The sequence below is a fragment of the Pseudomonas sp. dw_358 genome, assembly GCF_018449655.1.
Lineage (GTDB): Bacteria > Pseudomonadota > Gammaproteobacteria > Pseudomonadales > Pseudomonadaceae > Aquipseudomonas.
Map to the genome: position 1 here is coordinate 110628 of NZ_JAAVUX010000012.1, position 26635 is coordinate 137262.

Sequence of the window (26635 nt, forward strand, 5' to 3'; positions counted from 1 at the left end):
CCTAAGATGCATCGAAATGCATCAACAATCGCTGGCTAAGCCCCTGCTGGGCCGGCAGGGCAGTGTTGCTACACGCCAGTCGGAGTTGACGAGCCTTCCTGGCTCGTTTCGAATAACGCCATCGCCTCGACATGTGCGGTTTGCGGAAACATGTCGAGGATTCCGGCCCGTTTTAACCTGTAGCCCTGCTTGAGCAATTCGACCGCATCGCGCGCCAGAGTTGCAGGATTGCAGGACACATAAACCAATCGCTTCGCACCCAGGGCGGCAACATGTTTCACCACCTCCAGAGCGCCATCGCGGGGCGGGTCGAGGAGCACTGCAGCAAACCCCTCCTTCGCCCATGGAGACCCGGCCAGAGGCTGCGCCAGATCCGCCTGAAAAAATGTCGCATTGCCGACCCCGTTGCTGACCGCGTTGACCGCGGCGCGCTCGACCATTACGCCGACGCCTTCCACGGCCACCACCTCTCGGGCCAGGCCCGCCAATGGCAGGGCAAAATTGCCGAGGCCGCAGAACAGGTCCAGAACTCGCTCATCGCGGCTCGGCGCCAACCAGTTCAGCGCCTGCTCGATCATCGCCGTATTGACCTCGGCGTTGACCTGGACAAAATCACCCGGCTGGTACGCCAACTGCAAACCCCAGGGTCGCAAGGCATAGCCCAACGGCTGCTCGGGCTGGTCAGGCTGCGGCTCGCCATCGCCCTGCAGCCACAGCTGTGCGTCGTGCTCACGGCAAAACTGTTGCAGAGAAGCCAGATCAGCCTCTGCCAGCGGTGCTACATGGCGTAACAGTAGCGCTTGGCCAGTACCACTGAACAACTCGACATGCCCCAGCACCTGTGGCTTGACGAAGCCGTGCAACAGCGCAGGCAGCGTTTTCATCAGTGCCTGCAAAGGCTGTACCAGCACCAGGCAGTCATCGATGGGCACGATGTCCTGGCTGGCGGCGGCACGAAACCCTACGTCCAGACGGCGCGCACGCTGATCCCAGCGCACCGCGATCCGCGCGCGGCGGCGGTAGCCCAGTTCCGGGCCCGCCAACGGCGCTGCCCACTCCTGGGGCTCGATATGGGCGACACGGGATAACTGCTCGGTCAGTTGGCGCTGCTTGAGCTGCAACTGCTCGGCGTGAGGTAAATGCTGCACGCTGCAACCGCCGCAGGTGCCGAAGTGCTTGCAAGGCGCCGTGCGGCGGCTGGGGCTGGCGGTGTAGACCCGCTCGGTGCGCGCTTCCACCACTTTGCCATGGGCGTTGAGCACCCGTGCCTCGACCTCTTCATCGGCCAGGGCACCGGCGACAAACCAGGTACGCCCGTCCAGAAATGCGATGCCGCGGCCGTCACTGCTCAGGCGCTCGATGGTCAGGCGCTGTTTCTTGCCGGCCGGAATCTGGCTGATGCGCGTGCCGCCCGCAGGTTGGAAACGCAGCCCGGGCTTGCCTTTGCCGGCCATCAGTTGGGCGCGTCGAAAATGCCGCTGGACAGGTAGCGATCGCCGCGGTCACAGACGATGGCGACGATGACCGCGTTTTCCAGCTCTTGAGACAAGCGCAACATGGCCGCCACCGCGCCGCCCGAGGACACGCCGCAGAAGATGCCTTCCTCGCGGGCCAGGCGCCGGGTCACGTCTTCGGCTTCGGCCTGAGCCATGTCGACGATGCGATCGACGCGCTCGGCCTGGTAGATCTTCGGCAGATATTCCTGCGGCCAGCGGCGAATACCGGGAATGGCCGAGCCTTCCATGGGCTGCAAGCCGACGATCTGCACCTGGGGGTTGCGCTCCTTGAGGTAGCGCGAGGTGCCCATGATGGTCCCGGTGGTGCCCATGGAGCTGACGAAGTGGGTAATGGTGCCCTCGGTCTGCTGCCAGATTTCCGGACCGGTGCTGCGGTAGTGCGCTTCCGGATTGTCGCCGTTGGCAAACTGATCGAGTACCTTGCCACGGCCTTCGGCCTGCATGCGTTCGGCCAGGTCGCGGGCACCTTCCATGCCCTCTTCACGGGTGACCAGAATGAGTTGCGCACCGTAGGCCGTCATGGCGGCCTTGCGCTCGGCGGTGGAGTTGTCGGGCATGATGAGGATCATCTTGTAGCCCTTGATTGCCGCCGCCATGGCCAAGGCAATGCCGGTATTGCCCGAGGTCGCCTCGATCAACGTGTCGCCAGGCTGGATCTGCCCACGGCTTTCGGCGCGGCTGATCATCGACAGCGCGGGACGGTCCTTGACCGAGCCAGCCGGATTGTTGCCCTCCAGCTTGAGCAGCAGAGTATTGCTGGTCACACCGGCCAGGCGCTGCAAGCGCACCAGTGGGGTATTGCCGACGCAATCGGCGATGGTGAGGTACTGCACGGTCATGATGTATTCGCAATCCGGCCTGCGGGAGGTTGCCTATCATACCGGCAAACGTCGCCAGCCCATATCACGCAAAGTGAGGGCTTTATATCAGCTGGTTATATACAACCGGGGCGGCTCGTTTACAGTCGGGTTCGACACCGCGCCAAGGACCGCTCGGGGCAAGCGCAGGTTTACCCGCAACCCCTTGCGATTGTTCTGCGCCCACAGCTGCCCACCCTGCGCCACCACCGAGCGCCGCGCAATGCTCAGGCCCAATCCGAAACCGCCATCCCCCGGGCGCGAGCCATCGAGGCGGATGAACGGATCGAAGATTCGCTCAAGATCCCCGGGCGCCACGCCACCGCCCTCGTCGTCCAGCCACAGCAGCCAATCCTCCTCCAGCAGGCGGCCGTGCAGGGTGATGCGGCCATGGGCCGGCGAGTGGCGGATGGCATTGCGCAGGATATTCTCCAGGGCCTGGGCAAGGGCATTGAGGTCGCCCATAAGCCAACACTCGGCCGCCACGGCACAGTGCAACTGTGCCGAGGGCCAGCGGGTTTCGTAACAGGCATTTTCGGCAACCATCTCCCATAACGCTTGCAGCTGGATGGGCTCGCGTGCCTGAGGGGTACGCTCGGCATCCAGCCAGGCCAGTTGCAGGGTGTCCTCCACCAGCCGCTGCATGCCGTCGATTTCCCGGTCCAGGCGCTGACGCAGGCGGCCGGGATCCGCCTCGCTCTCGCTGGCGACTTTCAAGCGGCTCAAGGGGGTGCGCAGCTCGTGGGACAGATCGCGTAACAGTTGATGCTGCAAGGCCACCGTGCCCTGCAGACGCTCGGAAAGCTGATCGAACGCCCGCCCCAGCTCGCCCAATTCATCCTTGCGCATCGTGGTTGCAGCAGAAAGGCGTGTGCCCAGCGGGTCAGCCTGCCAGGCGTTGGCCTGCTCGCGCAGATCGTTCAGCGGACGGATCAGCAAGCGATACAGGCCGATACAGAACAATAGCGTCAGCAGCGCCGGTAACAGCCCGTTAGTCACCATTTGCCAGAGTATGGCGTAGCGCCCTGGCATGAGTTCTGCGGGCAACTGGATGACCAGGCTGCCACTGGCCGGGTCTCCGGGAAAGTCCACTTTCAGCCAGGGCGCCCCAAGCGCGCGCTTGCTGACCGGCCAATCGATACCGCGCAGAAAGGTCAGATGGCGACGCATTTCGGCAGTCAAGGGCTCGCTGCCCATGACTTGCAGGTTGCCATCCACCAGGGTGACGGCGCTGTCGCTGTGACGCCGGCGAAAGTGTGCCAGCCAGGCATCGACGCCCACGCGGCCGCCGTTCTTCCAGGCTTGCTCGGCCTGGCGCGCGTAGTGCAGCAGGTCGGCCCGTACCGTCTCGGACAGATAGGCATTGCGCTCCTGCACATAGCGGCCGACCGACCAGCTCAGACTGATCATCAAAAGCGAGAAGCCCACCAGCAAAATGGCCAGACGCCAGAACAGCGAATGCCGCCCCGGCAGGTTCATGACTCCAGCTCGCGGCTGCTCAAGACGTAGCCTTTGCCCCAGACCGTGCGCAACTGACGCTCGGCGTAACCCACGGCCTTGAGCTTGCGGCGGATCTGGCTGACGTGCATGTCCAGACTGCGATCATGCCGGAAATAGCCGCGCTGGAGCACGTGCTGATAAAGGAAGGCCTTGCTTGAAACCTCCTCATGTTGCCGGTGCAAAGTCTCCAGCAAGCGGTATTCGCTGGGCGTCAAGCCCGCCTGAAGGCCGTTGTGCCAGACGTCGCTGAAGGTTTCGTCGAAGCGCAAGGCGTCCACTGCCACGGCCACCGGCCCGGACTCGCGCCGCTGGCGCTCCAGCACGACGCGGCGCAGGATGGCCTCGACCCGCACTTGCAGCTCATCCATGCTGAACGGCTTGGGCAGATAATCGTCGGCACCCCGACGAAAGCCGCTGATGCGGTCATTCTCGGCCCCTAACGCCGACATCAGGATCACCGGCACTGCGGTACTCTCGCGCAGGCGCTGGAGCACATCCAGGCCGTTCATGCCCGGCATCAGAATGTCCATCAGCACCACGTCGTAGCCCTCGGACCGGGCCAGTGCCAGGCCTTCCTGACCGTTGCGGCACCAGGTGACCTGGTAGCCGTAGCGGCCTAACTGGTCATGCACATAGGCGCCCAGCACGGGATCGTCCTCGATGGCGAGCACGCGGGACGATGCGAGGTTTTCAAGATTCATTGTCGGATACTATTGGTTCTCGTTCATCGATTATTCGGCAATGCCGGTGCGCCCGCAACACCTGCGGATGCAATCCACTCTGACTCGGGGTATTTTGCCTGCAGGATATCAAGTGCCCAGGAGACAGGCGTGCTGAGAAAACTGGGAATCAAGAGCCGGGTGCTGCTGCTGGCGTTGCTGCCCACGGCGTTGATGGCCGTGGTGCTGGGCGGCTATTTCATGTGGTTGCAGCAATCGGAGCTGAACACACAGCTGATTCGCCGCGGCCAGATGATCACCGAGCAACTGGCCCCCCTGGCGGCGCCCGCCATGGTGCGCAAGGACACGGCGCTGCTCGAGCGCATCGCCGCCCAGGCGCTGGAGCAGGCCGATGTGCGCGCCGTGTCGTTCCTGGGCGCCGATCGCTCGCCCCTCGCCCATGCCGGGCCGAGCATGCTCAACCCTATGCCCCTGGGCAGCAGCACGCAGTTGCTGGCGACCAGCGGCAACGACGCCACGCGCTATCTGCTGCCGGTGTTCGGCCATCACCGCGACCTGGCCGGCGATTCGGTGCCCGCCGAAAGTGATCGTCTGTTCGGCTGGGTCGAGGTGGAGATCTCACACGACGGCACCTTGCTGCGCGGCTACCGAAGCCTGTTTGCAAGCATGCTGCTGATACTCGCCGGGCTTACCGCGACGGCGTTGCTGGCCGTCCACATGAGCCGCGCCATCAGCGAACCGGTGCGCAAGATCAAACAGGCCGTCACCCAACTCAAGGACGGCAATCTGGAGACACGCCTGCCGGCCCTTGGCAGCCACGAACTGGACGAACTGGCCGCCGGCATCAACCGCATGGCCGAAACCCTGCAGAATGCCCAGGAAGAACTGCAACACAGCGTCGACCAGGCCACCGAAGACGTGCGCCAGAACCTCGAAACCATTGAAATCCAGAACATCGAGCTGGATCTGGCGCGCAAGGAGGCGCTGGAGGCCAGCCGCATCAAGTCCGAGTTTCTGGCCAACATGAGCCACGAGATTCGTACGCCGCTCAACGGCATCCTGGGCTTCACCCACCTGCTGCAGAAAAGCGAGCTGACCCCGCGCCAGCTCGATTACCTGGGCACCATCGAAAAATCTGCCGACAACCTGCTGGGCATCATCAACGAAATCCTCGACTTTTCGAAGATCGAAGCCGGCAAACTGGTGCTCGACAGCATCCCCTTCAACCTGCGCGATCTGCTCCAGGACACCCTGACCATCCTCGCCCCGGCAGCCCATGCCAAACAACTGGAGCTGGTCAGCCTGGTCTATCGGGACACGCCGATGTCGCTGATCGGCGACCCGTTGCGGCTCAAGCAGATCCTTACCAACCTGGTAAGCAACGCCATCAAGTTCACCCGCGAAGGCACCATCGTTGCTCGGGCCGAAATGCAGGAAGCCAGCGAAGACAGCGTGCAGTTGCGTATCAGCGTGCAGGATACTGGCATCGGCCTCTCCACCCAGGATGTCCGCGCCCTGTTCCAGGCGTTCAGCCAGGCCGATAATTCGCTGTCACGCCAACCCGGCGGCACTGGCCTGGGCCTGGTGATCTCCAAACGCCTGATCGAGCAGATGGGCGGCGAAATCGGCGTGGACAGCGAACCGGGCGAAGGCTCGCAGTTCTGGATCAGCCTGACGCTGCCGCGCGCCCGGGACGACGCCGAAGACCTGCCGCGCCCGCCCCTGCAAGGTCGGCGCGTCGCCATTGTCGACGGCCACGACCTGGCGCGCCAGGCGCTCAAGCACCAGTTGGAAGACTGCGGACTGGAGGTGATTGCCTTTACCTCGCTGGACAAACTGAGCGCCGGCATCGAAGCCGCCCGCCTGGCCAGTCAACCTATCGAACTGGCGGTACTGGGCATCACCCGCCACGACATTTCCCCGGAAAAACTGGGCAAGCAACTGCGCGAACTCGACCAGCACGGTTGTCAGGTGCTGGTACTCTGCCCCACCACCGAGCAGGCGCTGTTCCACGTCTCGGTGCCCAATGCCAACAGCCAGTTGCAGGCCAAGCCGGCGTGCACCCGCAAGCTGCGACGCGCCCTCAGCGATCTGGTCAATCCCAAGCGCCTGCGTGGCCCGGCCGAGGCACCTTCCGGGGACCGGCCGCCACGGGTGCTGTGTGTCGACGACAACCCGGCCAACCTGTTGCTGGTGCAGACCCTGCTGGAGGACCTGGGCGCGCGGGTACTGGCCGTGGACACCGGCCTGGCCGCGATCCAGGCCGTGCAGGACGAGACCTTCGACCTGGTACTGATGGATGTGCAGATGCCGGGCATGGACGGACGCGAGACCACGGAAAAGATCCGCCTGTGGGAAAGCGTCCAGCCAGGGCCGGCACTGCCTATCGTCGCCCTGACCGCTCACGCCATGGCCAACGAGAAGCGCGCCTTGCTGCAAAGCGGCATGGACGACTACCTGACCAAACCCATCAGCGAGCGGCAGTTGGCTCAGGTGGTGTTGAAGTGGACCGGATTGGTGCTGGGCAACGTGCCCGTCGAGCGCGCCCCGGAATGGCCGCCGGACAACCCGGGCCTGCTGGTGATGGACGCGGATGAAGGCCTGCGCTTGGCCGCCGGCAAGGCCGACCTGGCCGCCGACATGCTGGCCATGCTGCTGGCCTCGCTGGAGGCCGACCGCGAAGCTATCCGCCAGGCTCGCGAGGCCGATGACCACCACGCAATGATCGAACGGGTGCACCGCCTGCACGGCGCCACCCGTTATTGTGGCGTGCCGCAGCTGCGCGCCGCCTGTCAGCGCAGTGAAACCCTGCTCAAGCAGAATGACCCCGGCGCGGTGGCGTCCCTCGATCAGTTGGCAGAGGCCATGGACCGCTTGGAAGAACAGGCCCGGGTCAACGCGTGATAGCATGTCGCGCAGATTTGGAGGACCCATGGTCGAACACGATTTCCGCTACAGCCTGATGAGCCCGCAACACACCCTGATCGAGTGCCGCGCCCTGGTGCCCGGCCGCTATCAGGTCACCGGCAACGGTGGCTCGATTCACGACGATGACGTCCTGCTGGTCACCCTCAAGGGCAGCAAGGACCTGAGCATGCGCCTGAAGGTCGAGAAGGTTCGTCACTTGATCAACCCGCGCGGGCAGTGGGTGGCGGTGGCCAACGGCCCGGTATTCGGCGAGCTGGCCATCCACCAGTGGTCCGTCAACTGTAACGGCTGCCAGAAGGCCCTGAGCTTCGAGTTTGCGGTCGACGCCAAGCTCGGCGTCAAGGCGCAGAAACCCGCCGCCACGGCGCGCATTGCCGAACTGGGCTGGCGCACCGAGGGCGATCGTCACCTGTGTGCCCAATGCCAGGTGGCCAACGCGTGAAATATCTACTACTGGCAAGCGCCCTGGTGCTCCTGAGCGCCTGTGCCAATCACTCACCCAAGTTGCAGACCAGCCGCACCTATGCGGTGGAGTGGATCGGCGAACGCCCCCTGATCGACAGCAGCCACGTGACCCTGACCCTCGACGACGACGGCCGTGCCTACGGTACGGCGGGTTGCAACCACTGGTACGCGCCTTACACCCTCGCACCCCATCACCATCTGAGCTTCGGTACGCCAGGCAGCACCCGCCGCCTCTGTGCACCCGCGCTGATGGAGCAGGAACAGCGCTTCCTCAAATCGCTGCAGACTGTGCAGCGCTGGGATATCCAGCCCAATGAGCAACTGCGCCTGTGGCCGGAGAATGGTCAGCCGTTGCGGCTGTGGCCCGAAGAAGGTTAGGCCGCCCTATACGCTGCAGGACCGAGCTTGCTCGGGAACAAGGCGTCACCGTCTTCCCGAGCAAGCTCGGTCCTGCAGGATTGATGCGTCAGTCGGTGGAACACTAGCGTTGCAGCGCCCCCACTGCCTTGAGCGCGGCCTTCAACCCTGCAGCGGTCTGCTGCCCCAGCAACTGCTCGCGCACCTTGCCCTCGGGATCGACCAGGTAGGTGATCGGCAACCCCTCGCTTTCCGGAAAACCGAAATGTTCGGCCGGATTGGCAGCCAGTACGGTGTAGCCAATGCCCATGGCCTGGCTGGACTTGAGCAGCTCATCGCCCTGCAGGTTGTCGAAGTTGACTCCGATAACGCGCACATTGGTTGATCCCAACTGCTTGGCCAAGGTGCTCAACTCGGAAACTTCCTGACGGCAGGGACCGCACCACTCAGCCCAGTAATTGACCACCAGCCAGCGCTTGTCCAAAGCATCGGCCGCGACTTTCTGTCCGTGCTGGTCAACGCCATAGTCGGCGCCGCAACCTGCCAGCAACAGCATCCATACCACGGCCCAGCTTGCACGCTTGAGCATGATGTCCCCTACCCCCTGTTCGAGCCGCGAGAAAAGCGAAACTGCCGTTGTCTCTTCCGGCGCGGTTAGAATAGCCGCCTCTCGAGGCTGGATGCGACTGCACATGACCGATCTGACGCTCTATCACAACCCCCGCTGCTCGAAATCCCGTGGCGCTCTGGAATTGCTGGAGGCCCGCGGCTTGGTACCGCACATCGTGCGCTACCTGGAAACGCCGCCGGATGCTGCGACTCTGCAAGCCCTGCTCGGCAAGCTCGGCCTGACCCCGCGCCAATTGCTGCGCAGCGGTGAAGACGACTACAAGGCCCTTGGTCTGGCCGACGGCAGCCTGAACGACACACAACTGATCGCCGCCATGGTCAGCCATCCCAAGCTGATCGAGCGTCCGATTCTGGTCAACGGCGATAAAGCGATCATCGGCCGCCCGCCGGAAAAAATCCTGGAGATCCTCGAGTGAGCGCTGCCTATATTCTGGTGCTGTTTTACAGCCGGCATGGCGCCACCAGCGAAATGGCCCGGCAGATTGCCCGGGGCGTCGAGATGGGCGGTCTGGAAGCGCGCCTGCGTACGGTGCCCGCCGTCTCCAGCGAGTGCGAAGCGGTCGCGCCGGACATTCCGGACAGCGGCGCGCTGTTCGCCAGCATCGACGACCTCAAGCATTGCGCCGGCCTGGCCCTGGGCAGTCCGACCCGCTTCGGCAACATGGCCGCCGCCCTCAAGTACTTCCTCGATGGCACCAGCACGCTGTGGCTGGGGGGCGCTCTGGTGGGCAAGCCGGCCGGCGTGTTCACCTCCACCGCCAGCCTGCACGGCGGGCAGGAGTCGACCTTGCTGTCAATGATGCTGCCGCTGTTGCACCACGGCATGCTTATCACCGGCCTGCCCTACAGCGAGTCGGCCCTGCTGGAAACCCGTGGTGGCGGCACGCCCTATGGCCCCAGCCACCACGCCGGCGCCGACGGCAAGCGTGCACTGGACGAACACGAAATCGCCTTGTGCCGCGCCCTCGGCCAACGCCTGGCCACTACCGCTCGCCGCCTGGAACCCTGAGGCGGGCACGCTGCCTTATGTCACCTAGGCCCTAGGATGAGAGTGAATGCAAGATTACAAATGGCTCAACGAGTATTGCCTGAATCGTTTCGGCTCGGCCAAAGCCCTGGAAGCCGAACTGCCGAGCGCATTGTCAGCCGCTCAACTGCGCAAGATCAGCGCTGATCGCTACCTGTCGACCATGGCCCTGCGGGTATTCCGTGCTGGCCTCAAGCACAGCCTGGTAGATGCCAAGTGGCCGGCTTTCGAGGAAGTATTTTTCCGCTTCGACCCGGAAAAGGTGGTGCTCATGGGCGCCGAACACCTGGAGCGGCTGATGCAGGACGCCCGCATCATCCGTCACCTGGGCAAACTCAAGAGCGTGCCGCGCAATGCCCAGTTGATCCTCGATGTGGCTCATGAGCACGGCAGCTTTGGCAATTTCATTGCCGAGTGGCCGGTGACCGACATCGTCGGCTTGTGGCAGTACATCGCCAAGCACGGCAACCAGATGGGTGGACTGTCAACGCCGCGCTTCCTGCGCATGGTCGGCAAGGACACCTTTATTCCGACCTGGGATGTGGTCGCAGCGCTGAATGCCCAGGGGATTGTCGACAAGGTGCCGTCCAGCAAACGCGATCAGGCGGCAGTCCAGGACGTTTTCAACCAATGGCATGCCGAGAGTGGCCGGCCGATGTGTCAGTTATCGGCAATGTTGGCATTTACGGTGAATCATTAGAATCGGCGTAATGGCCTAAAGATTGACCACCGAAACAAATCGCGACGCCGCCGTTTCATCGATCTTCAAGCTGGCGAAATCGAACAGATTGCGGTCGGCCAGTTGGGACGGGACCACATTCTGCAAGCCACGGAAGATACTTTCCGTGCGCCCGGGGTGCTTGCGCTCCCAGTCCACCAGCATCTCCTTGACCACCTGGCGCTGCAGGTTTTCCTGGGAGCCACACAGGTTGCAAGGGATGATCGGGAAGCGCTTGAAGTCCGAATACGCCTGGATGTCCTTTTCATTGCAATAGGCCAGCGGACGGATCACCACGTTGCGACCGTCATCGGCGCGCAGCTTGGGCGGCATGGCCTTCATCGAGCCATTGAAGAACATATTGAGGAAGAAGGTCTCGACGATGTCATCACGGTGATGACCGAGGGCCATCTTGGTCGCGCCGATCTCGTCGGCAAAGGTATACAGCGTGCCCCGGCGCAGGCGCGAGCACAAGGAACACGTGGTCTTGCCTTCCGGAATCAGTTCCTTGACCACCGAGTAGGTGTCTTTTTCGACGATATGGTATTCCACGCCCAGCGCTTCGAGGTAGGCCGGCAGCACGTGCTCGGGAAAGCCAGGCTGTTTCTGGTCCATGTTCACTGCGACGATGTCGAACTTCACCGGCGCCACTTTCTGCAGATGCATCAGCACGTCGAGCAGGGTGTAGCTGTCCTTGCCACCGGACAGGCAGACCATGACCTTGTCGCCATCTTCGATCATGCTGTAGTCGGCGACGGCTTCCCCCGCCAGACGGCGAAGACGTTTCTGCAATTTGTTCTGACTGACCGAAAGAGTGCCCATGGCGCCTTGAATCCGCGAGGTGTGACAAAGCCGGGGATTTTACCTGCAATGTCACCTGCAGTGTCACCCCGTTCGGAGCGATCAAGAGGAGATTAGCCGGGTGGTGCAAAGTGCGATTCGCTCTAAAAGCCCTGCTGAACCTGGCCCATACTGGCCACTGGCACTTAGCGGAGGATCATCATGATTCATCATGTCGTGGGCCTGTTCACCCACCCTGATCAAGAATGGCAACACATACGCGGCGAAAAAGAAGAAAGCCTCGGTCATCTGTACCTGACCCACACCTTGATCTTGGCCGCCGTGCCCGCCATCGCCGCCTACATCGGCACCACGCATCTGGGCTGGATGATCGGCGACCGCACAGCACTGGTGCTCACGGCCGATAATGCGTTGTGGATGGCACTCATGTCCTACGCCGCCATGTTGGGCGGGGTCGCGGTCATGGGCATGTTCATTCACTGGATGGCACGCACCTACGACGCCAAACCCAGCATGCCCCGCTGTGTGGCATTCGCGACCTACACCGCGACGCCGCTGTTCATCGGCGGCCTCGCGGCCCTCTATCCGCACCTGTGGTTAGGGATGCTGGTGGGCAGCGCTTCGATCTGCTACACGGTGTACCTGCTCTATGTCGGCCTGCCGACCTTCATGAGCGTTGGCCGCGAAGAAGGCTTTCTATTCGCCAGCTCCGTGCTGGCAGTCGGGCTGGTGGTGCTGGTCGCTATCATCGCCCTGACCGTGATCATCTGGGGCCTGGGTGTCGGGCCTGTGTATGCCGGCTGACCGGCCAGACGTCGCCCAAGGGCGCTCGAGGTCTCGGCACCGTCCAGGCGTTGCGGCATAATTGACCGATCTGGAGATCTGTCACGTATGCCCGACCCACTCGATTCCCGTGTCGAATCCTGCTTCCTGCAGGCGGAGGCCTTTTTCAAACGCCCGTTCAAGCGGCCCCAGGTCAGCCTGAAACTGCGTGGGCAAAAAGCGGGTGTCGCTCATTTGCATGAAAATCTGCTGCGTTTCAACCCGCAGTTGTATCGCGAAAACAGCGAGGATTTCCTGCGCCAGACCGTGCCCCACGAGGTGGCGCACCTGGTGGCCCATCAGCTGTTCGGCGATTCGATTCAACCCCATGGGGAGGAATGGCAGTTGATCATGCGCGGGGTTTATGAGCTGCCGCCCAATCGCTGTCATACCTATGCCATCGAGCGGCGCCGGGTGACGCGGTATATCTATCACTGTCCTTGTACGCCGGAGTTTCCGTTTACAGCGCAGCGACATGGGTTGGTGCGCAAGGGGCGCAGGTATTTGTGCCGTCGTTGTCGGCAGGCGTTGGTGTTCAGTGGCGAGACACGGGTGGAGTAGGACCTGGCGGCCTATGAATTGAGGGTTCACAAGATGAAAAACCGCCCGAAGGCGGCTTTTTGTGGGCTGTGGACTTAGCGTGGCGTGACCACTGGCGCCTCGGCAACACCCAGATCATCTTCCGGCACCAGATGGGTCAGCGGAGGGCTCCCCGCCGCCAGCTCGGCCGTCATCTTGGCTTCGTCCAGCTCGCCGACCCACTTGGCCACCACCAGGGTCGCCACGGCGTTGCCTACCAGATTGGTCAGGGCACGGGCTTCGGACATGAAACGGTCGATCCCGAGGATCAGCGTCAAGCCGGCCACTGGCAAGGTGCCCACAGCCGACAAGGTCGCCGCCAGCACGATGAAACCGCTGCCGGTTACCCCAGCCGCGCCTTTGGAAGACAACAGCAGCACCAGAATCAAGGTGATTTGATGGGTAAGGTCCATGTGCGTGTCGGTCGCCTGAGCGATGAACACGGCAGCCATGGTCAGGTAGATCGAGGTACCGTCCAGGTTGAAGGAGTAGCCGGTTGGAATCACCAGCCCCACCACCGATTTCTTCGCGCCCAGACGCTCCATCTTCACCAGCATGCGCGGCAGCGCCGACTCGGACGAGGAGGTGCCCAGCACGATCAGCAGTTCTTCACGGATATAACGGATCAACTTGATCACGCTGAAGCCATGGCCCCGTGCGATGGCGCCCAGTACCACCAGCACGAACAGCACGCAGGTAATGTAGAAGCAGGCCATCAACTGGCCCAACTGCAACAGCGAACCGACGCCATAAGCCCCGATGGTATAGGCCATTGCACCCAGAGCACCCAGCGGGGCCAGCTTCATGATCATGTTGATGATGTTGAACATGGCGTGGGCGAAGCGATCGATCAGGTCCAGCAACGGTTTGCCATAGGCACCCAGGCGATGCAGGGCAAAGCCGAAGATCACCGAAAACATCAACACCTGCAGGATATCGCCGGTGGCAAACGCGCTGACGATGGTATTGGGGATGATGTTGAGGATGAAGCCGACGATGCTCTGGTCAGCACCGGCCGCCACGTAGGAGGCGACCTTGCTGGCATCCAGCTTGGTCGGATCAATGTGCATGCCAGCACCTGGCTGCACGACGTTGACCACGACCAGGCCGATGATCAGGGAAATGGAGGAGACGATTTCAAAGTAGAGCAGTGCGTAGCCACCGGTCTTGCCTACCGACTTCATGCTCTGCATGCCAGCGATACCGCTGACCACGGTGCAGAAGATGATCGGCGCAATGACCATTTTGATCAGTTTGATGAAGCCATCGCCAAGGGGCTTGAGCGAGACACCGGCCTGGGGATAGTAGTGGCCGATCAGCACACCGACGATGATCGCGAGGATCACCTGGAAATACAGGGATTTATAGAATGGCTGACGAGTCGTCATGGCAAAGTCCTCAAGCGTACCGTCCGACATCCATCCGCTGATGCCGCGATACCTGAACACGAACCCTCCTGCGCCGGAGGGATTTTTGTTTTGTCGAGCTGCGGGTCTGCAGAACTCTGCCCGTTGCATCGCAAAGCCCGTGCCACCTATCGGATTTTTCTGATTGACGAGCAATTACGGGACTGAGCATCTGGTCGAGGGCCAACGCCGACTCCGTTATTGGCGGTTTTTCGCCACATCAGTGGAGATTGCTTCCCGCGATGGCGGTAAACCGCCGCCATCGTTAGCCAAGGCCAGCGTAATTGCCTGCCGAGGTCAATGACAGACTAGCTCAAGACGGCGATCGGAACCGGCCGGCCCGAAGACTCAAAGGGCGTTCAACCGCACCCGAAACGCGGCGCCACCGAGGCTGGACTCACCGAGGGTCAGCTGCGCACCATAGCTCTCGATGATGTCCTTGACCACGGCCAGACCGATGCCCTGTCCGGGGTTCTGTCGATCCAGTCGCTCGCCCCGCTGCAGGATTCGTTCGCGCTGGTCGACCGGTACGCCAGGGCCATCGTCCTCGACCCACAGGTCCAATTCGGTATCAAGCGCGACCAGACGAACCCTGACGTGCCCCACGCAGAGCCGATAGGCGTTTTCCAGCAGATTGCCGAGCATCTCCAGGAGAGCGCCCTGCTCCATGGGTACCAGGTCCGATACGGGAATATCGAAACTGACCTGAACGCACTTGTCGCGGTAGACCTTGCCCAAGGTGCTGCACAGGCTGTCCAGCAAGGGCTGCAAGGGCACCTGGTGGCGAACCAGACCACTCTTGCGCAGGCTTGCCCGTTGCAACTGGTAGCCGATTTGCTGGCTCATGCGCTCGATCTGCGACTGGAGAACACGTGCCTGTTCCAGGTCCTCCGGACGCTGGGCAATGGTTTCGCTGACCCCCTGCAAGACGGCCAGGGGCGTCTTGAGACTGTGGGCCAGGTCGCCGAGAGAATCACGGTAGCGCCCACGCTGCTCGCGCTCGCTGCTCAGCAGACGGTTGAGAGAATCGGTCAGCCGCAGCAGTTCCCGGGGGTGCTCTTCGCTGAGGCTTTCACGAGCGCCGGACTCGATCTGGTCCAGCTCCAGGCTGAGCTGACGCAGGGCCCGCAGCCCCCAGGTCATGCCACCCCACAGCAACAGCAGCAGAAACACCAAGGCGAGGCCAAAGCCCAGTGACAGCCTGGAACGCAGCCCGGACAGGGTCTTCTGATACTCGCTGACCGGCTGAAAGGCCACGATGCTATAGGCGACACTACGACCGCCCAGCAGTTTGATCTCGACGTCGTAGACGAAAAACTCGGTACCGTCAGGCTGATGCGCCCGGGAGAAAACGTTGCCGCCGCCATCGTAGCGAGGCTTGTAATCGATGTTCTGGTTGGCCGTGGCCCGCGACCGCCAGACCAGATTGCCATCACGGTCGTAGATGTAACCCAGCAGGCGGCTTTCCGGCAGGTTGAATTGCTCGTCCGGCAGCAGCGACGGCATTTGCAGGTGGTTGTTCTCGATGCGCGCGGCCGAGATCAGGGTGGTCACGTCCGACGCCAGGCGCTGCTCGATCGACTCGCGCAGTGCCAGGCTGAAGGCTTTCTGCAACGCAGGCAGCAAGGCGATCATGAACAGCACGGCCAGCAGAGCCGCCGCCGCCATCAAGCGCACTCGCAGCGATCGAATCATCGGCAGCGCTCGGTAAACAGATAACCCAGGCCACGCACGGTGTCGATGGGCTTGAACCCCACATCCCCTTCCAGCTTGCGCCGCAGACGCCCCACCAGCACCTCGATGACGTTGGGATCACGCTCTTCGTCATCCGGGTAGAGCTGCTCCATCAGACGATCCTTGGCGACCACCTGCTGATGGTGGCGCATGAGGTACTCGAGAATACGGTATTCGAAGGCGGTCAGCGCCAGCGGCTGCTCATCGAGGCTGGCTTGCTTGCGGTTGATGTCGAGCACCAGCGGGCCCGCCGTGATGGTCGGCTGAGTGAAGCCGCTGGAGCGCCGTAACAGCGCACTGAGTCGCGCCTCGAGTTCTTCGAATTGAAACGGCTTGACCACATAGTCGTCGGCGCCAGTGGCAAGGCCCTGTACCTTGTCTTCCCAACTGCCGCGTGCGGTCAGGATCAGGATGGGAAAGGTCTTGCCTTCGGCCCGCAATTGACGGATCAGCTCCAGGCCACCCATGCCCGGCAGGCCCAGATCCACCACCGCCAGATCATGGTTGTATTGCTGCGCCTGATACAACGCTTCTTCGGCATTGGCCACCGCTTCCACCACGTGCCCGCTTTCGGACAGGCGCGTCTGCAGATGATGGCGCAGCAGGGCCTCGTCTTCTACCACCAACAATTTCATAGTGCTCTCCGAGCGATACCGCCCACAATCGCCGCCACTGGCTGCCTGCACGGCAGCATGAGTACGGACACAAGCCGTAACCACCACGGTGCGTGCAGCCTATTGGAATGCACGGCGAGCTGCCAGACCTGCATGAAAATGGTCGTCAGGTTATGGGTTGACGGCTGAACCCTCCCTGAACTCATAGGTAACACTGCCAGATCAAATACTGCTCCCCAATCGCAGCCGATCCCGGCAAAATGGCCCCATGAATCGTCCCTCCTCTGCCCCTGTCCTGCACTGGCCCCTGCCCTGCCCACTGCCTGGCGCGGTGCTGGCCGGCTGTCACTTCGACCCGGCGCGGCACTCCCCCGATGAATTCCTCCGCCAAGGCATTGCGGCCCCCGCAAACATCCAGCGCTCGGTGGCCAAGCGCCAGGCCGAATTCCTCGCCGGACGCGTGTGCGCGCGCACTGCCCTGCAGGCTTTGGGGATACCCGACTGGGTCGCAGCTGTCGGCGAGGACCGGGCGCCTGTCTGGCCCGCCGGGATCTGTGGCGCCATCACTCACGGCGCCGGCTGGGCCGGCGCTGTGGTTGCCCGCACCAGCGCCTGGCGCGGGTTGGGTCTGGACATGGAACACCTGCTCGAGCCCCAGCGGGCCTGGCGCCTGCATGGCGAGATCCTGACCGCCGACGAACGCCGGCGCATGGCCCGGCACCCTGCCGAGCAGGTCAGCCTGATCGTGACGCTGACCTTCTCCCTCAAGGAAAGCCTGTTCAAGGCCCTGTATCCGCTGGTGCTCAAGCGCTTCTATTTCGAGCATGCCGAAATCGTCGAATGGCATGAGGACGGCCGCGCACGCCTGAGGCTGCTGAGCGACCTGTCGGCGCAATGGACCACCGGGGCCGAGTTCGAGGGTCAGTTCTGCGTCGCGGACGGGCGATTGCTCAGCCTGGTGTGGGTCACCTGAGCCGACGCCATTCACTCCACCGTATCGCGCAGCTCCCGGCGCAGGATCTTGCCCACCGGCGTCATCGGCAACGAGCTGCGCAAGACGATGTTCTTGGGCACTTTGTAACCGGTGAGGTTAGCCTTGCAGTAGGCCTTGAGCTCCTCCAGCCCAAGGCCGGGCTCACGGGGCACGACAAACAGTTTGACCGCCTCGCCGGTGCGCTCGTCGGCCACGCCGATGGCCGCACATTGGGCGACCTTGGGATGGGCCATGACCACATCCTCGATTTCGTTCGGGTACACGTTGAAACCCGAGACAATGATCATGTCCTTCTTGCGGTCAACGATACGCACAAAGCCGTCGGGATCGATGACGGCGATGTCCCCCGTCTTCAGCCATCCCTGCGCGTCCAGCACCTCGCGACTGGCCTCGGGCTGACGCCAGTAGCCCTGCATCACCTGCGGGCCACGCACGCACAGCTCGCCGGACTCGCCCAGCGGTAACTCCACGCCGAGTTCATCAACCACCTTGAGGCCGGTGCCGACCACCGGGATGCCCACGGTGCCCAGCCGTCCGAGGCTGCCATAAGGATTGGTGCAGGCGACCGGCGATGTCTCGGTCAACCCGTAGCCCTCGATGATCCGGCAGCCGGTGACCCGCTGCCAGCGTTCGGCCGTCGACTTGACCAGCGCGGTCCCTCCGGAATTGGTGACTTTCAGGCTGGAAAAATCCAGCAATCGAAATTCTGGATGCTCCATCAGGGCGACAAACAAAGTGTTCAAACCGATCATGGCGGAGAAGCGCCACTTCTTCAGCTCCTTGATGAAGCCGGCGATGTCCCTCGGGTTGGTGATCAGCACGTTGTGGTTGCCGGTGAGCATCATGCACATGCAATTGGCGGTGAAGGCGTACACATGGTAGAGCGGCAACGGCGCTATCATGACCTCCTGCCCCTCGTCGAGCAGTGTCGCGCCACGCGCGTCCTGCTGCTGGAAACACGCATGGACCTGGAGCATGTTGGCTACCAGATTGCCATGGGAAAGCATCGCGCCCTTGGCCAGACCGGTGGTTCCTCCGGTGTACTGCAGCACCGCGATGTCATCCAGGCTCAGCGTCACCGGGCTGACCTGGCCGCGCAGCCCTTCATACAGCACGGTCTTGAAGGATACGACCTGCGGCAAGCGATAGGCCGTCAGCTTTTTCTTGTAACTGACCAGGCTATTGACCAGCCAGCCTTTGACGCTGGGCAGCAGGTCCCCCATCTTCGCCTCGATCAGGTACTGGATGTCGGTATCGGCCAGTACCTCTTCGACGTTGGGGCCGAACAGGTTCAGGTACACCAACGCCCGGGCGCCGCTGTCCTTGAACTGATGACGCATTTCCCGAGGGGTATACAGGGGGTTGGTGTTGACCACCACCAGCCCGGCACGCAAGGCGCCGAACACTGCAATCGGGTACTGCAGCACGTTGGGCAGCTGCACGGCGATGCGGTCGCCGGGGCGCAGGTCGGTGTTTTGCTGCAGCCATGCGGCAAAGGCGGCGCAGTGGCGGTCCAGCTCGGCGTAGGTCAGGGTCACGCCCAGATTGCTGAAGGCGGGCCGCTCGGCGAAGGTGCGACAGGAGCGTTCAAACACCTCGACCACGGAGTGCCAGGCGTGCAGGTCGATATGACCGGGAACGCCGACGGGGCGTTTGTCATTCCAGAATTCAGGTTGCATTATTATTATCCTCTAGCCTGAACGCGACCGTGGAAAAAGGCCGCGCTGAGCGCAACTTAGCAGTAATCGCCAGACAGGCCCACTCAGCCAGAAAAGAAACATGCAGCAACATCAGCCCCGTGAATTCCTGCCCTTTTACAGAACTGGACAAACCCTCGGGGCAAGCGCATAGAACAAGGAACGGCATGAGCTCGGATCGCTTCACTTTGACCGCCAGCGACGGCATTGCACTGCAAGTGCACCACTGGCTTCCGGCACAGACGCCACGTCTGATCATCCAGCTGACCCATGGCATGGCCGATCATGCCGGGCGCTACGGCGCTCTGGGCCAGGCCCTCAACGAGGCGGGTCACGGGCTGTATGCCCATGATCAGCGAGGTCACGGGCTGACCGACCCACAGAGCCCACGGGGGCTGTATGCGCGGGCTGACGGCTGGCGAAAAGTGCTCGCCGACGTCAGCGCGCTGCGCGAGGAAATTGCCCGGCGTCATCCCGGCGTGCCCATTGTCCTGCTCGGCCACAGCATGGGCAGCTACGTCGCCCAGGCCTGGTTGATCGACCACGCCAGTGAAGTCGCCGGCGCCATTCTCAGCGGCTCCAACTTTCAACCTCCCGGCCTGTACCGCGCGGCTCGGCAGGTTGCCCGGCTGGAACGCTGGCGGCTGGGCGCCACGGGGCGCAGTGCGCTGATTGACTGGCTCTCGTTCGGCTCGTTCAACAAGGCCTTCAAACCCAACCGCACGCCGTTCGACTGGCTGAGCCGCGACGAGCAGGCAGTGGACGCCTACATCCGCGACCCCCTGTGCGGTTTTCGCTGCACCAATCAGCTGTGGATCGACCTGCTGGGCGGCCTGATTACCATCAGCCAGCCGGAGCACCTGGCACGGGTCCGCCCGGGGCTCGCGCTGCTGATTATCGGCGGCAAATGTGATCCGGTCAGTGCGGGGGAACGTCTGATCAATCTCGCCAGTGCCTGGCGCGACGCCGCCAAGGCCCGCGTGCAGACGATTATTTACCCACAGGCACGCCACGAGGTGTTCAATGAGCTCAACCGCGCCCAGGTGTTCGCCGATATGATCGCCTGGCTCGACGCGACTGCCAGCGTCCCTGAATGACTAACCCGAAAAGGATCCGACACCGATGACCGAGGTCAGCAACACGCCTTACGAAGAACTGCAAGTGGGCCAGACCGCCCAGTTCAGCAAAACCGTGGAAGAGCGCGACATTCAGTTGTTCGCGGCCATGTCCGGCGACCACAATCCGGTGCACCTGGACGCTGCCTATGCCGCCACCACCCTGTTCAGGGAGCGCATCGCCCACGGCATGTTCAGCGGCGCCTTGATCAGCGCGGCTGTGGCCTGCGAGCTGCCTGGCCCGGGGACCATCTACGTCAATCAGCAGATGAGTTTCGAAAAGCCGGTGAAAATCGGTGACACCTTGACCGTGCGCCTGGAGATTCTCGAAAAGCTGCCGAAATTTCGCGTGCGAATTGCCACACGGGTGTTCAACCAGCGCGACGAGCTGGTGGTCGATGGCGAAGCGCAGATCATCGCGCCACGCAAAGGTCAAACCCTGACCTTGACCGAGCTGCCGCCCATTTCGATTGGTTGAAAGGCCCTCAGCGCTTCTTCGGCTTCTTCGCCTTTTTCTTGCCCTTGCCCAACGGCATCGCCTGCTCGAATTGCTGACGCACTTCGTTCAACCGCTTGTCGTTGAGGTCATGAATGCGCTTGGCGCGTTCGCTGTTGAAATCGATGATGGGGGTCGGGTCTTGGCTCATGGCTCATGGCTGCAAGGTGGGGGGCAGGTGCCAATAATGGCGGCTGCGCGCATTGCTGGCTATATCTGTATGTCGACCCAGAGTCCCTGACGGCCTTCGTTCTCGATCAACGGCGCCACCGGGACGGTGTTGTCGGCGTTCAAGACAGTACCCGGGATCGGCAGATGCTGCTCGGGATCCAGGTGTTCCAGGGTATCGCCACGACGACGCTCGCGTTTCTGCCGACGGCGCTGTTCTTCGCGCAGCTGGCTGGCGGATTCTTCGGAATCCCGTTGACGCAGGTTCACCTGGCTGTCGCCCACCACGGGTTGTGTGGGTGCCACAGGGGGGACGATCGGCGCGGTCTTGGCCGGGTCGAGCTGGGAGGTCACCGCGATTTGATTCATGGGCAATACAGACGACAGCATGAAGGGTCTCTCCTCTCTTCAGTCTGTCTTTCGGCGGCGAATGGCCGGACTTGAGTGACTGCCGAACAAATGTATCGACCATGTCACATATTCACAACAAAACGCTCTATAGAGTCGGCGAGAAGGCTAATTCCGGCCAGCGAACCGGAGTCTTTGGCCTGATGGCCCCGGATCCGTTAGAATCATCGGCTTTTTACAGGCGGGGAGTCGAGCAGAATGGCGCAGCAGTATCAACCGGGGCAACGCTGGATCAGCGACAGCGAAGCCGAGCTGGGCCTGGGGACGGTCCTGGCACAGGACGGCCGCCTCTTGACGGTGCTCTACCCGGCCACGGGCGAGACCCGCCAATACGCCTTGCGCAACGCACCGCTGACGCGCGTGCGCTTTTCTCCAGGTGATCAGATCACGCACTTCGAAGGCTGGAAGCTGACCGTGCGCGAAGTCGAGGACGTCGACGGCCTGCTGGTCTATCACGGCCTCAATGCGCAGAACCAACTGTGCACCCTGCCGGAAACCCAGCTGTCGAACTTCATCCAGTTCCGCCTGGCCAGCGACCGCCTGTTCGCCGGCCAGATCGACCCGCTGGCCTGGTTCTCGCTGCGATACAACACCCTGGAGCACACCAGCAAGCAGTTGCAGTCCTCCTTGTGGGGCCTGGGTGGTGTGCGTGCGCAGCCGATCGCCCACCAATTGCACATCGCCCGTGAAGTGGCTGACCGCATCGCACCCCGCGTGTTGCTGGCGGACGAAGTGGGTCTGGGCAAGACCATCGAAGCCGGTCTGGTGATCCATCGCCAACTGCTGTCCGGCCGCGCCAACCGCGTGCTCATCCTGGTTCCGGAAAACCTTCAACACCAGTGGCTGGTGGAAATGCGCCGGCGCTTCAACCTGCAAGTGGCCTTGTTCGACGCCGAGCGGTTCATCGAGAGCGACGCCAGCAACCCGTTCGAAGACGCCCAACTGGCACTGGTGTCGCTGGAGTGGGTCACCGAGGACGAGAAAGCTCAGGATGCCCTGTTCGCGGCCGGCTGGGACTTGCTGGTGGTGGACGAAGCACACCATCTGGTCTGGCATGAAGACAAGGTCAGCCCGCAGTACTCGTTGGTCGAACAACTGGCCGAAGTCATCCCGGGCGTGTTGTTGCTGACCGCGACCCCGGAGCAACTGGGTCAGGACAGCCACTTTGCCCGTCTGCGCCTGCTGGACCCGAACCGCTTTCATGACCTGGCAGCCTTCCGTGCCGAAAGCGAGAACTACCGCCCGGTGGCCGAAGCGGTGCAGGAGCTGCTTGACCAAGGCCGACTGTCACCCAAGGCCCATGAAACCATTCGCGGCTTTCTCGGCGTCGAAGGCGAAGCCCTGGCAGCCGCCGTCAACGAGGGCGATGCCGAGGCCGGCCCGCGCCTTATCCGCGAATTGCTGGACCGCCATGGCACCGGTCGCGTGCTGTTTCGCAACACCCGCGCCGCCGTGCAAGGGTTCCCCCAGCGCAAGCTGCATCCTTATCCGCTGACCAATCCGGACCCGTACATGGAGTTGCCGCTGGGCGAACACGCCGAGCTGTACCCGGAAGTGGCCTTCCAGGCCCAAGGCACCACCGAGGATGCCGATCGCTGGTGGCGTTTCGACCCGCGGGTCGAGTGGCTTATCGATCAGCTGAAAATGCTCAAGCGCACCAAGGTCCTGGTGATCTGCGCCCACGCCGAAACCGCCATGGACCTGGAAGACGCCCTGCGCGTGCGCTCCGGCATTCCTGCCACGGTATTCCACGAGGGCATGAACATCCTCGAGCGCGACCGTGCCGCCGCCTACTTTGCTGATGAAGAGTTCGGCGCCCAGGTGCTGATCTGCTCGGAAATCGGCAGTGAAGGCCGCAACTTCCAGTTCTCCCATCACCTGGTGCTGTTCGACCTGCCCGCCCACCCTGACCTGCTGGAGCAGCGCATCGGCCGTCTGGACCGGATCGGCCAGAAGCACATCATCGAGCTGCACGTGCCGTACCTGCAGGACAGTCCGCAAGAGCGCCTGTTCCAGTGGTACCACCAAGCCCTCAATGCGTTCCTCAACACTTGCCCGACCGGCAACGCCCTGCAACACAAATTCGGGCCGCGCCTGCTTCCGCTGCTCGAAGGCGGTGAAGACGATGCATGGGATGCCTTGGTAGAAGAAGCACGCACCGAGCGCGAGCGTCTGGAAAGCGAACTGCATACCGGTCGTGACCGCCTGCTGGAGCTCAACTCCGGTGGCGGCGGTGAGGGCAAGGCATTGGTGGAGGCCATCGAAGAACAGGATGACCAGTTCGCCCTGCCGATCTACATGGAAACCCTGTTCGATGCGTTCGGCATCGACAGCGAAGACCATTCCGAGAACGCGCTGATCCTCAAGCCCAGCGAAAAAATGCTTGACGCCAGCTTCCCGCTGGGGGACGACGAAGGCGTGACCATCACCTATGATCGTCACCAGGCCCTGTCGCGCGAAGACATGCAGTTCATCACCTGGGAACACCCCATGGTGCAGGGCGGCATGGACCTGGTGCTGTCTGGCTCCATGGGCAATACGGCAGTGGCGTTGATCAAGAACAAGGCACTCAAGCCCGGCACGGTCTTGCTGGAACTGCTCTACGTCAGCGAGGTAGTCGCCCCCCGTTCCCTGCAACTGGGCCGCTACCTGCCGCCGGCCGCCTTGCGCTGCCTGCTGGACACCAACGGTAACGATCTGGCGGCACGGGTTTCCTTCGAAACCCTGAATGACCAGCTCGAAAGCGTGCCCAAGGCCAGCGCCAACAAGTTCATCCAGGCCCAGCGCGACGTGCTGGCGCCCCGCATCAACGCCGGCGAGAGCAAGGTCGCCGACCGCCACGCCCAGCGCGTGGCCGAGGCTCAGCGTCGGCTGGCGGCGGAAACCGATGAAGAGTTGTCACGCCTGACCGCCTTGCAGGCCATCAACCCGACTGTGCGCGACAGCGAGCTGGTGGCGTTGCGCAAGCAGCGTGAAGAAGGGTTGGCCATGTTGGACAAGGCGGCGTTGCGCCTGGAGGCGATTCGGGTGTTGGTGGCCGGCTGAAGACCGCGTCACGGCCATCGCGGGCAAGCCCTGCTCCCACAAGGTTGAACTTCAAGCTCACCCCGCGGGATCAGGCCTTGGCCGTGATGGTACCAACGCCAACCCAAAAGAATCGCACTGAAAAGGTGCGCACCCCTACGGCTCCGCCCTTTCCTGGATCATCACCCAGGGCGACACCACCACTGCCCACAACACCGGTTCGCGCTCCACCAGGTCCAGCGCCCGTGTCTCAGACAGCTTTTCCAGCTCCCCCGAGGCCAGCCAGGCTGCCACATTCTCTCGATCATCTATCGCCACGGCCTCGGCCACGGCGACCAGGTCCAGGGATGACTCGACCCACAACAGGGCACCCCGGGCAAAAAACGGTTGTAACTCCTTCCAGGTGATGACTGCGGTCTCGCCGAGCAGCTTGGCATAGAGGGTGCTAGGTTGTTCGTTCATGGGTGCGTCTTCAGAAAAAATCGTACGCAATCATAACGTGCTGTTTTTCGTAGACAAACCCTGATTCACAGTGCGCCCTGCCGAGACAGATCAGTGATCCGTCGTGATTCTGTATCTTTGTGTCGACAAGGCGACACGTTACACGTTTGTCCCCCCGCCCCAGCTTTCCAACCGACAAAGCCGCGCCATACACTGTACCGGTACAGTTAGCGCAGGCAGGCGGGGGTGGATTCAACCCGGGGTAACATGCGCGGGGTAGGCGCTACCCAGGGATGTCTCGGTCCTGCGGACGCTGTCACCAGGACTATAAAAAAGAAAACATTAGAGTGGAGCACTATGAATAAGCGGATTTCCAAGCTGTTTGGCGCCATGATCCTGGCCGGCGTAGCCAGTCATTCGTTCGCCGCCGACACCATCAAGATCGGCATTGCCGGCCCCAAGACCGGCGCAGTCGCCCAGTACGGCGACATGCAGTTCAGCGGCGCGAAAATGGCCATCGAACAGATCAACGCCAAGGGCGGCGTGGATGGCAAGATGCTCGAAGCCGTCGAATATGATGACGCCTGTGATCCCAAGCAAGCGGTGGCGGTAGCCAACAAGGTCGTCAACGACGGCGTGAAGTTCGTGGTCGGGCACCTCTGCTCCAGCTCTACTCAGCCGGCTTCGGACATCTACGAAGACGAAGGCATCGTGATGGTCACCCCGGCGGCTACCAGCCCGGACATCACCGCCCGCGGCTACAAGATGATCTTCCGCACCATCGGCCTGGACAGTGCCCAGGGCCCGACCGCCGGCAACTACATCGCCGACTACGTGAAACCGAAGATCGTGGCGGTCATCCACGACAAACAGCAATACGGTGAAGGCATCGCCACTGCCGTGAAGAAGACCCTTGAAGGCAAGAACGTCAAGGTTGCCGTGTTCGAAGGCATCAACGCCGGCGACAAGGACTTCTCTTCGCTGATCGCCAAGCTCAAGCAAGCCAATGTCGACTTCGTCTACTACGGCGGCTATCACCCGGAGCTGGGTCTGATTCTGCGCCAGGCACAGGAAAAAGGCCTGAACGCCAAGTTCATGGGGCCGGAAGGCGTGGGCAACGATTCGATCTCGCAGATTGCCCAGAAAGCCTCCGAGGGCTTGCTGGTCACCCTGCCGAAATCCTTTGACCAGGACCCGGCCAACATTGCGCTGGTCAAGGCGTTCAAGGATGCCAAGCAGGATCCGAGCGGTCCGTTCGTGTTCCCGTCCTATTCGGCCGTTGAAGTTATCGCCGACGGCATCACTGCCGCCAAGAGCGAAGACCCTGCCAAGGTGGCCGCAGCCATCCACGCCGGCACCTTCAAGACCCCGACCGGCGAGCTGAGCTTCGACGCCAAGGGTGACCTGAAAGATTTCAAATTCGTGGTTTACCAGTGGCACTTCGGCGCACCTAAAACCGAAGCCAAACCCCAGTAATACGCAGTCGATCGACACAAAGCCCACTGCATGACAGCAGTGGGCTTTGTTTTAGTCAGACCCCTGTTTTTCATCAACCTGTTTCATACGAACCCGGTGTCGCGATCCGGCACCCGGTTCACCTGAAAATCTCAAAACCGTTATCAGCGGTTCGCTGGCCAAACCGGGCTCTCTGACGCAG

General features: G+C 62.4%; 26 protein-coding genes. 13 read left to right on the top strand and 13 right to left on the bottom strand.

Annotated features, from left to right (window positions below; all coding sequences use genetic code 11):
• Positions 1–68: 68 nt before the first annotated feature.
• The 4 genes from rlmD to HB675_RS17855 form a co-directional block, all read right to left on the bottom strand.
• Positions 69–1454, bottom strand: a complete 1386-nt coding sequence (rlmD, locus tag HB675_RS17840; RefSeq protein WP_213879913.1) for a 23S rRNA (uracil(1939)-C(5))-methyltransferase RlmD — start codon at positions 1452–1454, stop codon at positions 69–71.
• Positions 1454–2356, bottom strand: coding sequence for a cysteine synthase CysM (gene cysM / locus HB675_RS17845; protein WP_213879915.1), 903 nt, complete (start codon positions 2354–2356; stop codon positions 1454–1456). The genes rlmD and cysM overlap by 1 nt, the downstream gene beginning before the upstream one ends.
• A gap of 87 nt (positions 2357–2443) precedes the next feature.
• Positions 2444–3853, bottom strand: coding sequence for a sensor histidine kinase (locus tag HB675_RS17850; RefSeq protein WP_213879917.1), 1410 nt, complete (start codon positions 3851–3853; stop codon positions 2444–2446).
• Entirely contained in the window at positions 3850–4575 is a 726-nt protein-coding gene (locus tag HB675_RS17855; protein ID WP_213879919.1) for a response regulator transcription factor, read from the bottom strand. The genes HB675_RS17850 and HB675_RS17855 overlap by 4 nt, the downstream gene beginning before the upstream one ends.
• 129 nt (positions 4576–4704) lie before the next feature.
• Between HB675_RS17855 and HB675_RS17860 the strand changes: the two genes are divergently transcribed.
• From HB675_RS17860 to HB675_RS17870, 3 genes are read left to right on the top strand one after another with little or no spacing between them, the layout of a single operon-like run.
• Entirely contained in the window at positions 4705–7458 is a 2754-nt protein-coding gene (locus tag HB675_RS17860) for a response regulator (RefSeq protein ID WP_213879921.1), read from the top strand.
• A 28-nt stretch (positions 7459–7486) separates the two neighbouring features.
• On the top strand, positions 7487–7924 hold the full coding sequence (locus HB675_RS17865; RefSeq protein ID WP_213879923.1) for a hypothetical protein: 438 nt from the start codon (positions 7487–7489) through the stop codon (positions 7922–7924).
• Positions 7921–8325: an META domain-containing protein gene (locus HB675_RS17870; protein WP_345945777.1), complete on the top strand. Its 405-nt coding sequence runs from the start codon at positions 7921–7923 to the stop codon at positions 8323–8325. Before HB675_RS17865 ends, HB675_RS17870 begins: the two co-directional genes overlap by 4 nt.
• Before the next feature lie 103 nt (positions 8326–8428).
• Here HB675_RS17870 and HB675_RS17875 read toward each other — a convergent pair whose 3' ends face one another.
• Positions 8429–8893: a TlpA disulfide reductase family protein gene (locus HB675_RS17875; RefSeq protein ID WP_213879929.1), complete on the bottom strand. Its 465-nt coding sequence runs from the start codon at positions 8891–8893 to the stop codon at positions 8429–8431.
• Between the two features lie 103 nt (positions 8894–8996).
• On the opposite strand from HB675_RS17875, the gene arsC reads away from it, so the two are divergent.
• The 3 genes from arsC to HB675_RS17890 are packed head-to-tail and all read left to right on the top strand — an operon-like array spanning position 8997 to position 10661.
• The gene (gene arsC / locus HB675_RS17880; RefSeq protein WP_213879931.1) at positions 8997–9350 is read left to right on the top strand and encodes an arsenate reductase (glutaredoxin); all 354 of its coding nucleotides are present in this window, start codon (positions 8997–8999) and stop codon (positions 9348–9350) included.
• Positions 9347–9943, top strand: coding sequence for an NAD(P)H:quinone oxidoreductase (gene wrbA, locus HB675_RS17885; RefSeq protein ID WP_213879933.1), 597 nt, complete (start codon positions 9347–9349; stop codon positions 9941–9943). The genes arsC and wrbA overlap by 4 nt, the downstream gene beginning before the upstream one ends.
• A gap of 46 nt (positions 9944–9989) precedes the next feature.
• Positions 9990–10661 carry a DNA-3-methyladenine glycosylase I gene (locus tag HB675_RS17890; protein ID WP_213879935.1) on the top strand — a complete coding sequence of 224 codons (672 nt, stop codon included), beginning with the start codon at positions 9990–9992 and terminating at the stop codon, positions 10659–10661.
• A gap of 15 nt (positions 10662–10676) precedes the next feature.
• Here HB675_RS17890 and ttcA read toward each other — a convergent pair whose 3' ends face one another.
• A complete protein-coding gene (gene ttcA, locus HB675_RS17895; protein ID WP_213879937.1) occupies positions 10677–11501 on the bottom strand; it encodes a tRNA 2-thiocytidine(32) synthetase TtcA in 825 nt (274 codons plus the stop codon).
• Between the two features lie 180 nt (positions 11502–11681).
• Here ttcA and HB675_RS17900 point away from each other — a divergent pair, with 180 nt between their 5' ends.
• A complete protein-coding gene (locus HB675_RS17900) occupies positions 11682–12284 on the top strand; it encodes a Yip1 family protein (protein WP_213879939.1) in 603 nt (200 codons plus the stop codon).
• 87 nt (positions 12285–12371) lie between these two features.
• The gene (locus tag HB675_RS17905; protein WP_213879940.1) at positions 12372–12863 is read left to right on the top strand and encodes a SprT family zinc-dependent metalloprotease; all 492 of its coding nucleotides are present in this window, start codon (positions 12372–12374) and stop codon (positions 12861–12863) included.
• Between the two features lie 74 nt (positions 12864–12937).
• Here HB675_RS17905 and HB675_RS17910 read toward each other — a convergent pair whose 3' ends face one another.
• From HB675_RS17910 to HB675_RS17920, 3 genes are all read right to left on the bottom strand, one after another.
• Positions 12938–14269, bottom strand: coding sequence for a dicarboxylate/amino acid:cation symporter (locus HB675_RS17910; protein WP_213879942.1), 1332 nt, complete (start codon positions 14267–14269; stop codon positions 12938–12940).
• A gap of 366 nt (positions 14270–14635) precedes the next feature.
• On the bottom strand, positions 14636–15982 hold the full coding sequence (locus HB675_RS17915; protein ID WP_213879944.1) for an ATP-binding protein: 1347 nt from the start codon (positions 15980–15982) through the stop codon (positions 14636–14638).
• Complete coding sequence (locus HB675_RS17920) at positions 15979–16656, bottom strand: response regulator (RefSeq protein ID WP_213879946.1); 678 nt, start codon at positions 16654–16656, stop codon at positions 15979–15981. Before HB675_RS17920 ends, HB675_RS17915 begins: the two co-directional genes overlap by 4 nt.
• Before the next feature lie 247 nt (positions 16657–16903).
• On the opposite strand from HB675_RS17920, the gene HB675_RS17925 reads away from it, so the two are divergent.
• Positions 16904–17608: a 4'-phosphopantetheinyl transferase gene (locus tag HB675_RS17925; protein WP_213879948.1), complete on the top strand. Its 705-nt coding sequence runs from the start codon at positions 16904–16906 to the stop codon at positions 17606–17608.
• An 11-nt stretch (positions 17609–17619) separates the two neighbouring features.
• Here the strand turns inward: HB675_RS17925 and fadD2 are convergent, their stop codons facing one another.
• On the bottom strand, positions 17620–19308 hold the full coding sequence (gene fadD2 / locus HB675_RS17930; RefSeq protein ID WP_213879950.1) for a long-chain-fatty-acid--CoA ligase: 1689 nt from the start codon (positions 19306–19308) through the stop codon (positions 17620–17622).
• Positions 19309–19493: 185 nt separating this feature from the next.
• Here fadD2 and HB675_RS17935 point away from each other — a divergent pair, with 185 nt between their 5' ends.
• A complete protein-coding gene (locus HB675_RS17935) occupies positions 19494–20423 on the top strand; it encodes an alpha/beta hydrolase (protein WP_213879952.1) in 930 nt (309 codons plus the stop codon).
• A gap of 25 nt (positions 20424–20448) precedes the next feature.
• Positions 20449–20919 carry a MaoC family dehydratase gene (locus HB675_RS17940; RefSeq protein ID WP_213879954.1) on the top strand — a complete coding sequence of 157 codons (471 nt, stop codon included), beginning with the start codon at positions 20449–20451 and terminating at the stop codon, positions 20917–20919.
• 7 nt (positions 20920–20926) lie between these two features.
• On the opposite strand, the gene HB675_RS17945 is transcribed toward HB675_RS17940, so the two are convergent.
• Together HB675_RS17945 and HB675_RS17950 are read right to left on the bottom strand one after the other, a co-directional pair.
• The gene (locus HB675_RS17945) at positions 20927–21088 is read right to left on the bottom strand and encodes a hypothetical protein (protein ID WP_213879956.1); all 162 of its coding nucleotides are present in this window, start codon (positions 21086–21088) and stop codon (positions 20927–20929) included.
• A gap of 59 nt (positions 21089–21147) precedes the next feature.
• Positions 21148–21495 (bottom strand): aspartate-semialdehyde dehydrogenase, encoded by a 348-nt coding sequence (locus HB675_RS17950; protein ID WP_213879958.1) that lies wholly within the window; start codon positions 21493–21495, stop codon positions 21148–21150.
• Between the two features lie 216 nt (positions 21496–21711).
• On the opposite strand from HB675_RS17950, the gene rapA reads away from it, so the two are divergent.
• Positions 21712–24558: an RNA polymerase-associated protein RapA gene (rapA, locus tag HB675_RS17955; protein ID WP_213879960.1), complete on the top strand. Its 2847-nt coding sequence runs from the start codon at positions 21712–21714 to the stop codon at positions 24556–24558.
• A 135-nt stretch (positions 24559–24693) separates the two neighbouring features.
• On the opposite strand, the gene HB675_RS17960 is transcribed toward rapA, so the two are convergent.
• Positions 24694–24999 carry a DUF2288 domain-containing protein gene (locus HB675_RS17960; RefSeq protein ID WP_213879962.1) on the bottom strand — a complete coding sequence of 102 codons (306 nt, stop codon included), beginning with the start codon at positions 24997–24999 and terminating at the stop codon, positions 24694–24696.
• Between the two features lie 336 nt (positions 25000–25335).
• Here HB675_RS17960 and HB675_RS17965 point away from each other — a divergent pair, with 336 nt between their 5' ends.
• A complete protein-coding gene (locus HB675_RS17965; RefSeq protein WP_213879964.1) occupies positions 25336–26454 on the top strand; it encodes a branched-chain amino acid ABC transporter substrate-binding protein in 1119 nt (372 codons plus the stop codon).
• The last annotated feature ends 181 nt before the right edge of the window (positions 26455–26635 follow it).

Bases quoted from the DNA above. Each gene is read 5' to 3' on its own strand.
- HB675_RS17935 (WP_213879952.1), top strand. From the start codon at position 19,494: ATGAGCTCGGATCGCTTCACTTTGACCGCCAGCGACGGCATTGCACTG.
- HB675_RS17965 (WP_213879964.1), top strand. From the start codon at position 25,336: ATGAATAAGCGGATTTCCAAGCTGTTTGGCGCCATGATCCTGGCCGGC.
- HB675_RS17945 (WP_213879956.1), bottom strand. From the start codon at position 21,088: ATGAGCCAAGACCCGACCCCCATCATCGATTTCAACAGCGAACGCGCC.
- HB675_RS17960 (WP_213879962.1), bottom strand. From the start codon at position 24,999: ATGAACGAACAACCTAGCACCCTCTATGCCAAGCTGCTCGGCGAGACC.
- HB675_RS17925 (WP_213879948.1), top strand. From the start codon at position 16,904: ATGAATCGTCCCTCCTCTGCCCCTGTCCTGCACTGGCCCCTGCCCTGC.
- HB675_RS17915 (WP_213879944.1), bottom strand. From the start codon at position 15,982: ATGATTCGATCGCTGCGAGTGCGCTTGATGGCGGCGGCGGCTCTGCTG.
- fadD2 (WP_213879950.1), bottom strand. From the start codon at position 19,308: ATGCAACCTGAATTCTGGAATGACAAACGCCCCGTCGGCGTTCCCGGT.
- HB675_RS17950 (WP_213879958.1), bottom strand. From the start codon at position 21,495: ATGCTGTCGTCTGTATTGCCCATGAATCAAATCGCGGTGACCTCCCAG.
- HB675_RS17875 (WP_213879929.1), bottom strand. From the start codon at position 8,893: ATGCTCAAGCGTGCAAGCTGGGCCGTGGTATGGATGCTGTTGCTGGCA.
- HB675_RS17900 (WP_213879939.1), top strand. From the start codon at position 11,682: ATGATTCATCATGTCGTGGGCCTGTTCACCCACCCTGATCAAGAATGG.
- HB675_RS17920 (WP_213879946.1), bottom strand. From the start codon at position 16,656: ATGAAATTGTTGGTGGTAGAAGACGAGGCCCTGCTGCGCCATCATCTG.
- HB675_RS17940 (WP_213879954.1), top strand. From the start codon at position 20,449: ATGACCGAGGTCAGCAACACGCCTTACGAAGAACTGCAAGTGGGCCAG.
- HB675_RS17910 (WP_213879942.1), bottom strand. From the start codon at position 14,269: ATGACGACTCGTCAGCCATTCTATAAATCCCTGTATTTCCAGGTGATC.
- cysM (WP_213879915.1), bottom strand. From the start codon at position 2,356: ATGACCGTGCAGTACCTCACCATCGCCGATTGCGTCGGCAATACCCCA.
- HB675_RS17905 (WP_213879940.1), top strand. From the start codon at position 12,372: ATGCCCGACCCACTCGATTCCCGTGTCGAATCCTGCTTCCTGCAGGCG.
- HB675_RS17890 (WP_213879935.1), top strand. From the start codon at position 9,990: ATGCAAGATTACAAATGGCTCAACGAGTATTGCCTGAATCGTTTCGGC.
- HB675_RS17865 (WP_213879923.1), top strand. From the start codon at position 7,487: ATGGTCGAACACGATTTCCGCTACAGCCTGATGAGCCCGCAACACACC.
- arsC (WP_213879931.1), top strand. From the start codon at position 8,997: ATGACCGATCTGACGCTCTATCACAACCCCCGCTGCTCGAAATCCCGT.
- HB675_RS17850 (WP_213879917.1), bottom strand. From the start codon at position 3,853: ATGAACCTGCCGGGGCGGCATTCGCTGTTCTGGCGTCTGGCCATTTTG.
- HB675_RS17855 (WP_213879919.1), bottom strand. From the start codon at position 4,575: ATGAATCTTGAAAACCTCGCATCGTCCCGCGTGCTCGCCATCGAGGAC.
- rlmD (WP_213879913.1), bottom strand. From the start codon at position 1,454: ATGGCCGGCAAAGGCAAGCCCGGGCTGCGTTTCCAACCTGCGGGCGGC.
- ttcA (WP_213879937.1), bottom strand. From the start codon at position 11,501: ATGGGCACTCTTTCGGTCAGTCAGAACAAATTGCAGAAACGTCTTCGC.
- rapA (WP_213879960.1), top strand. From the start codon at position 21,712: ATGGCGCAGCAGTATCAACCGGGGCAACGCTGGATCAGCGACAGCGAA.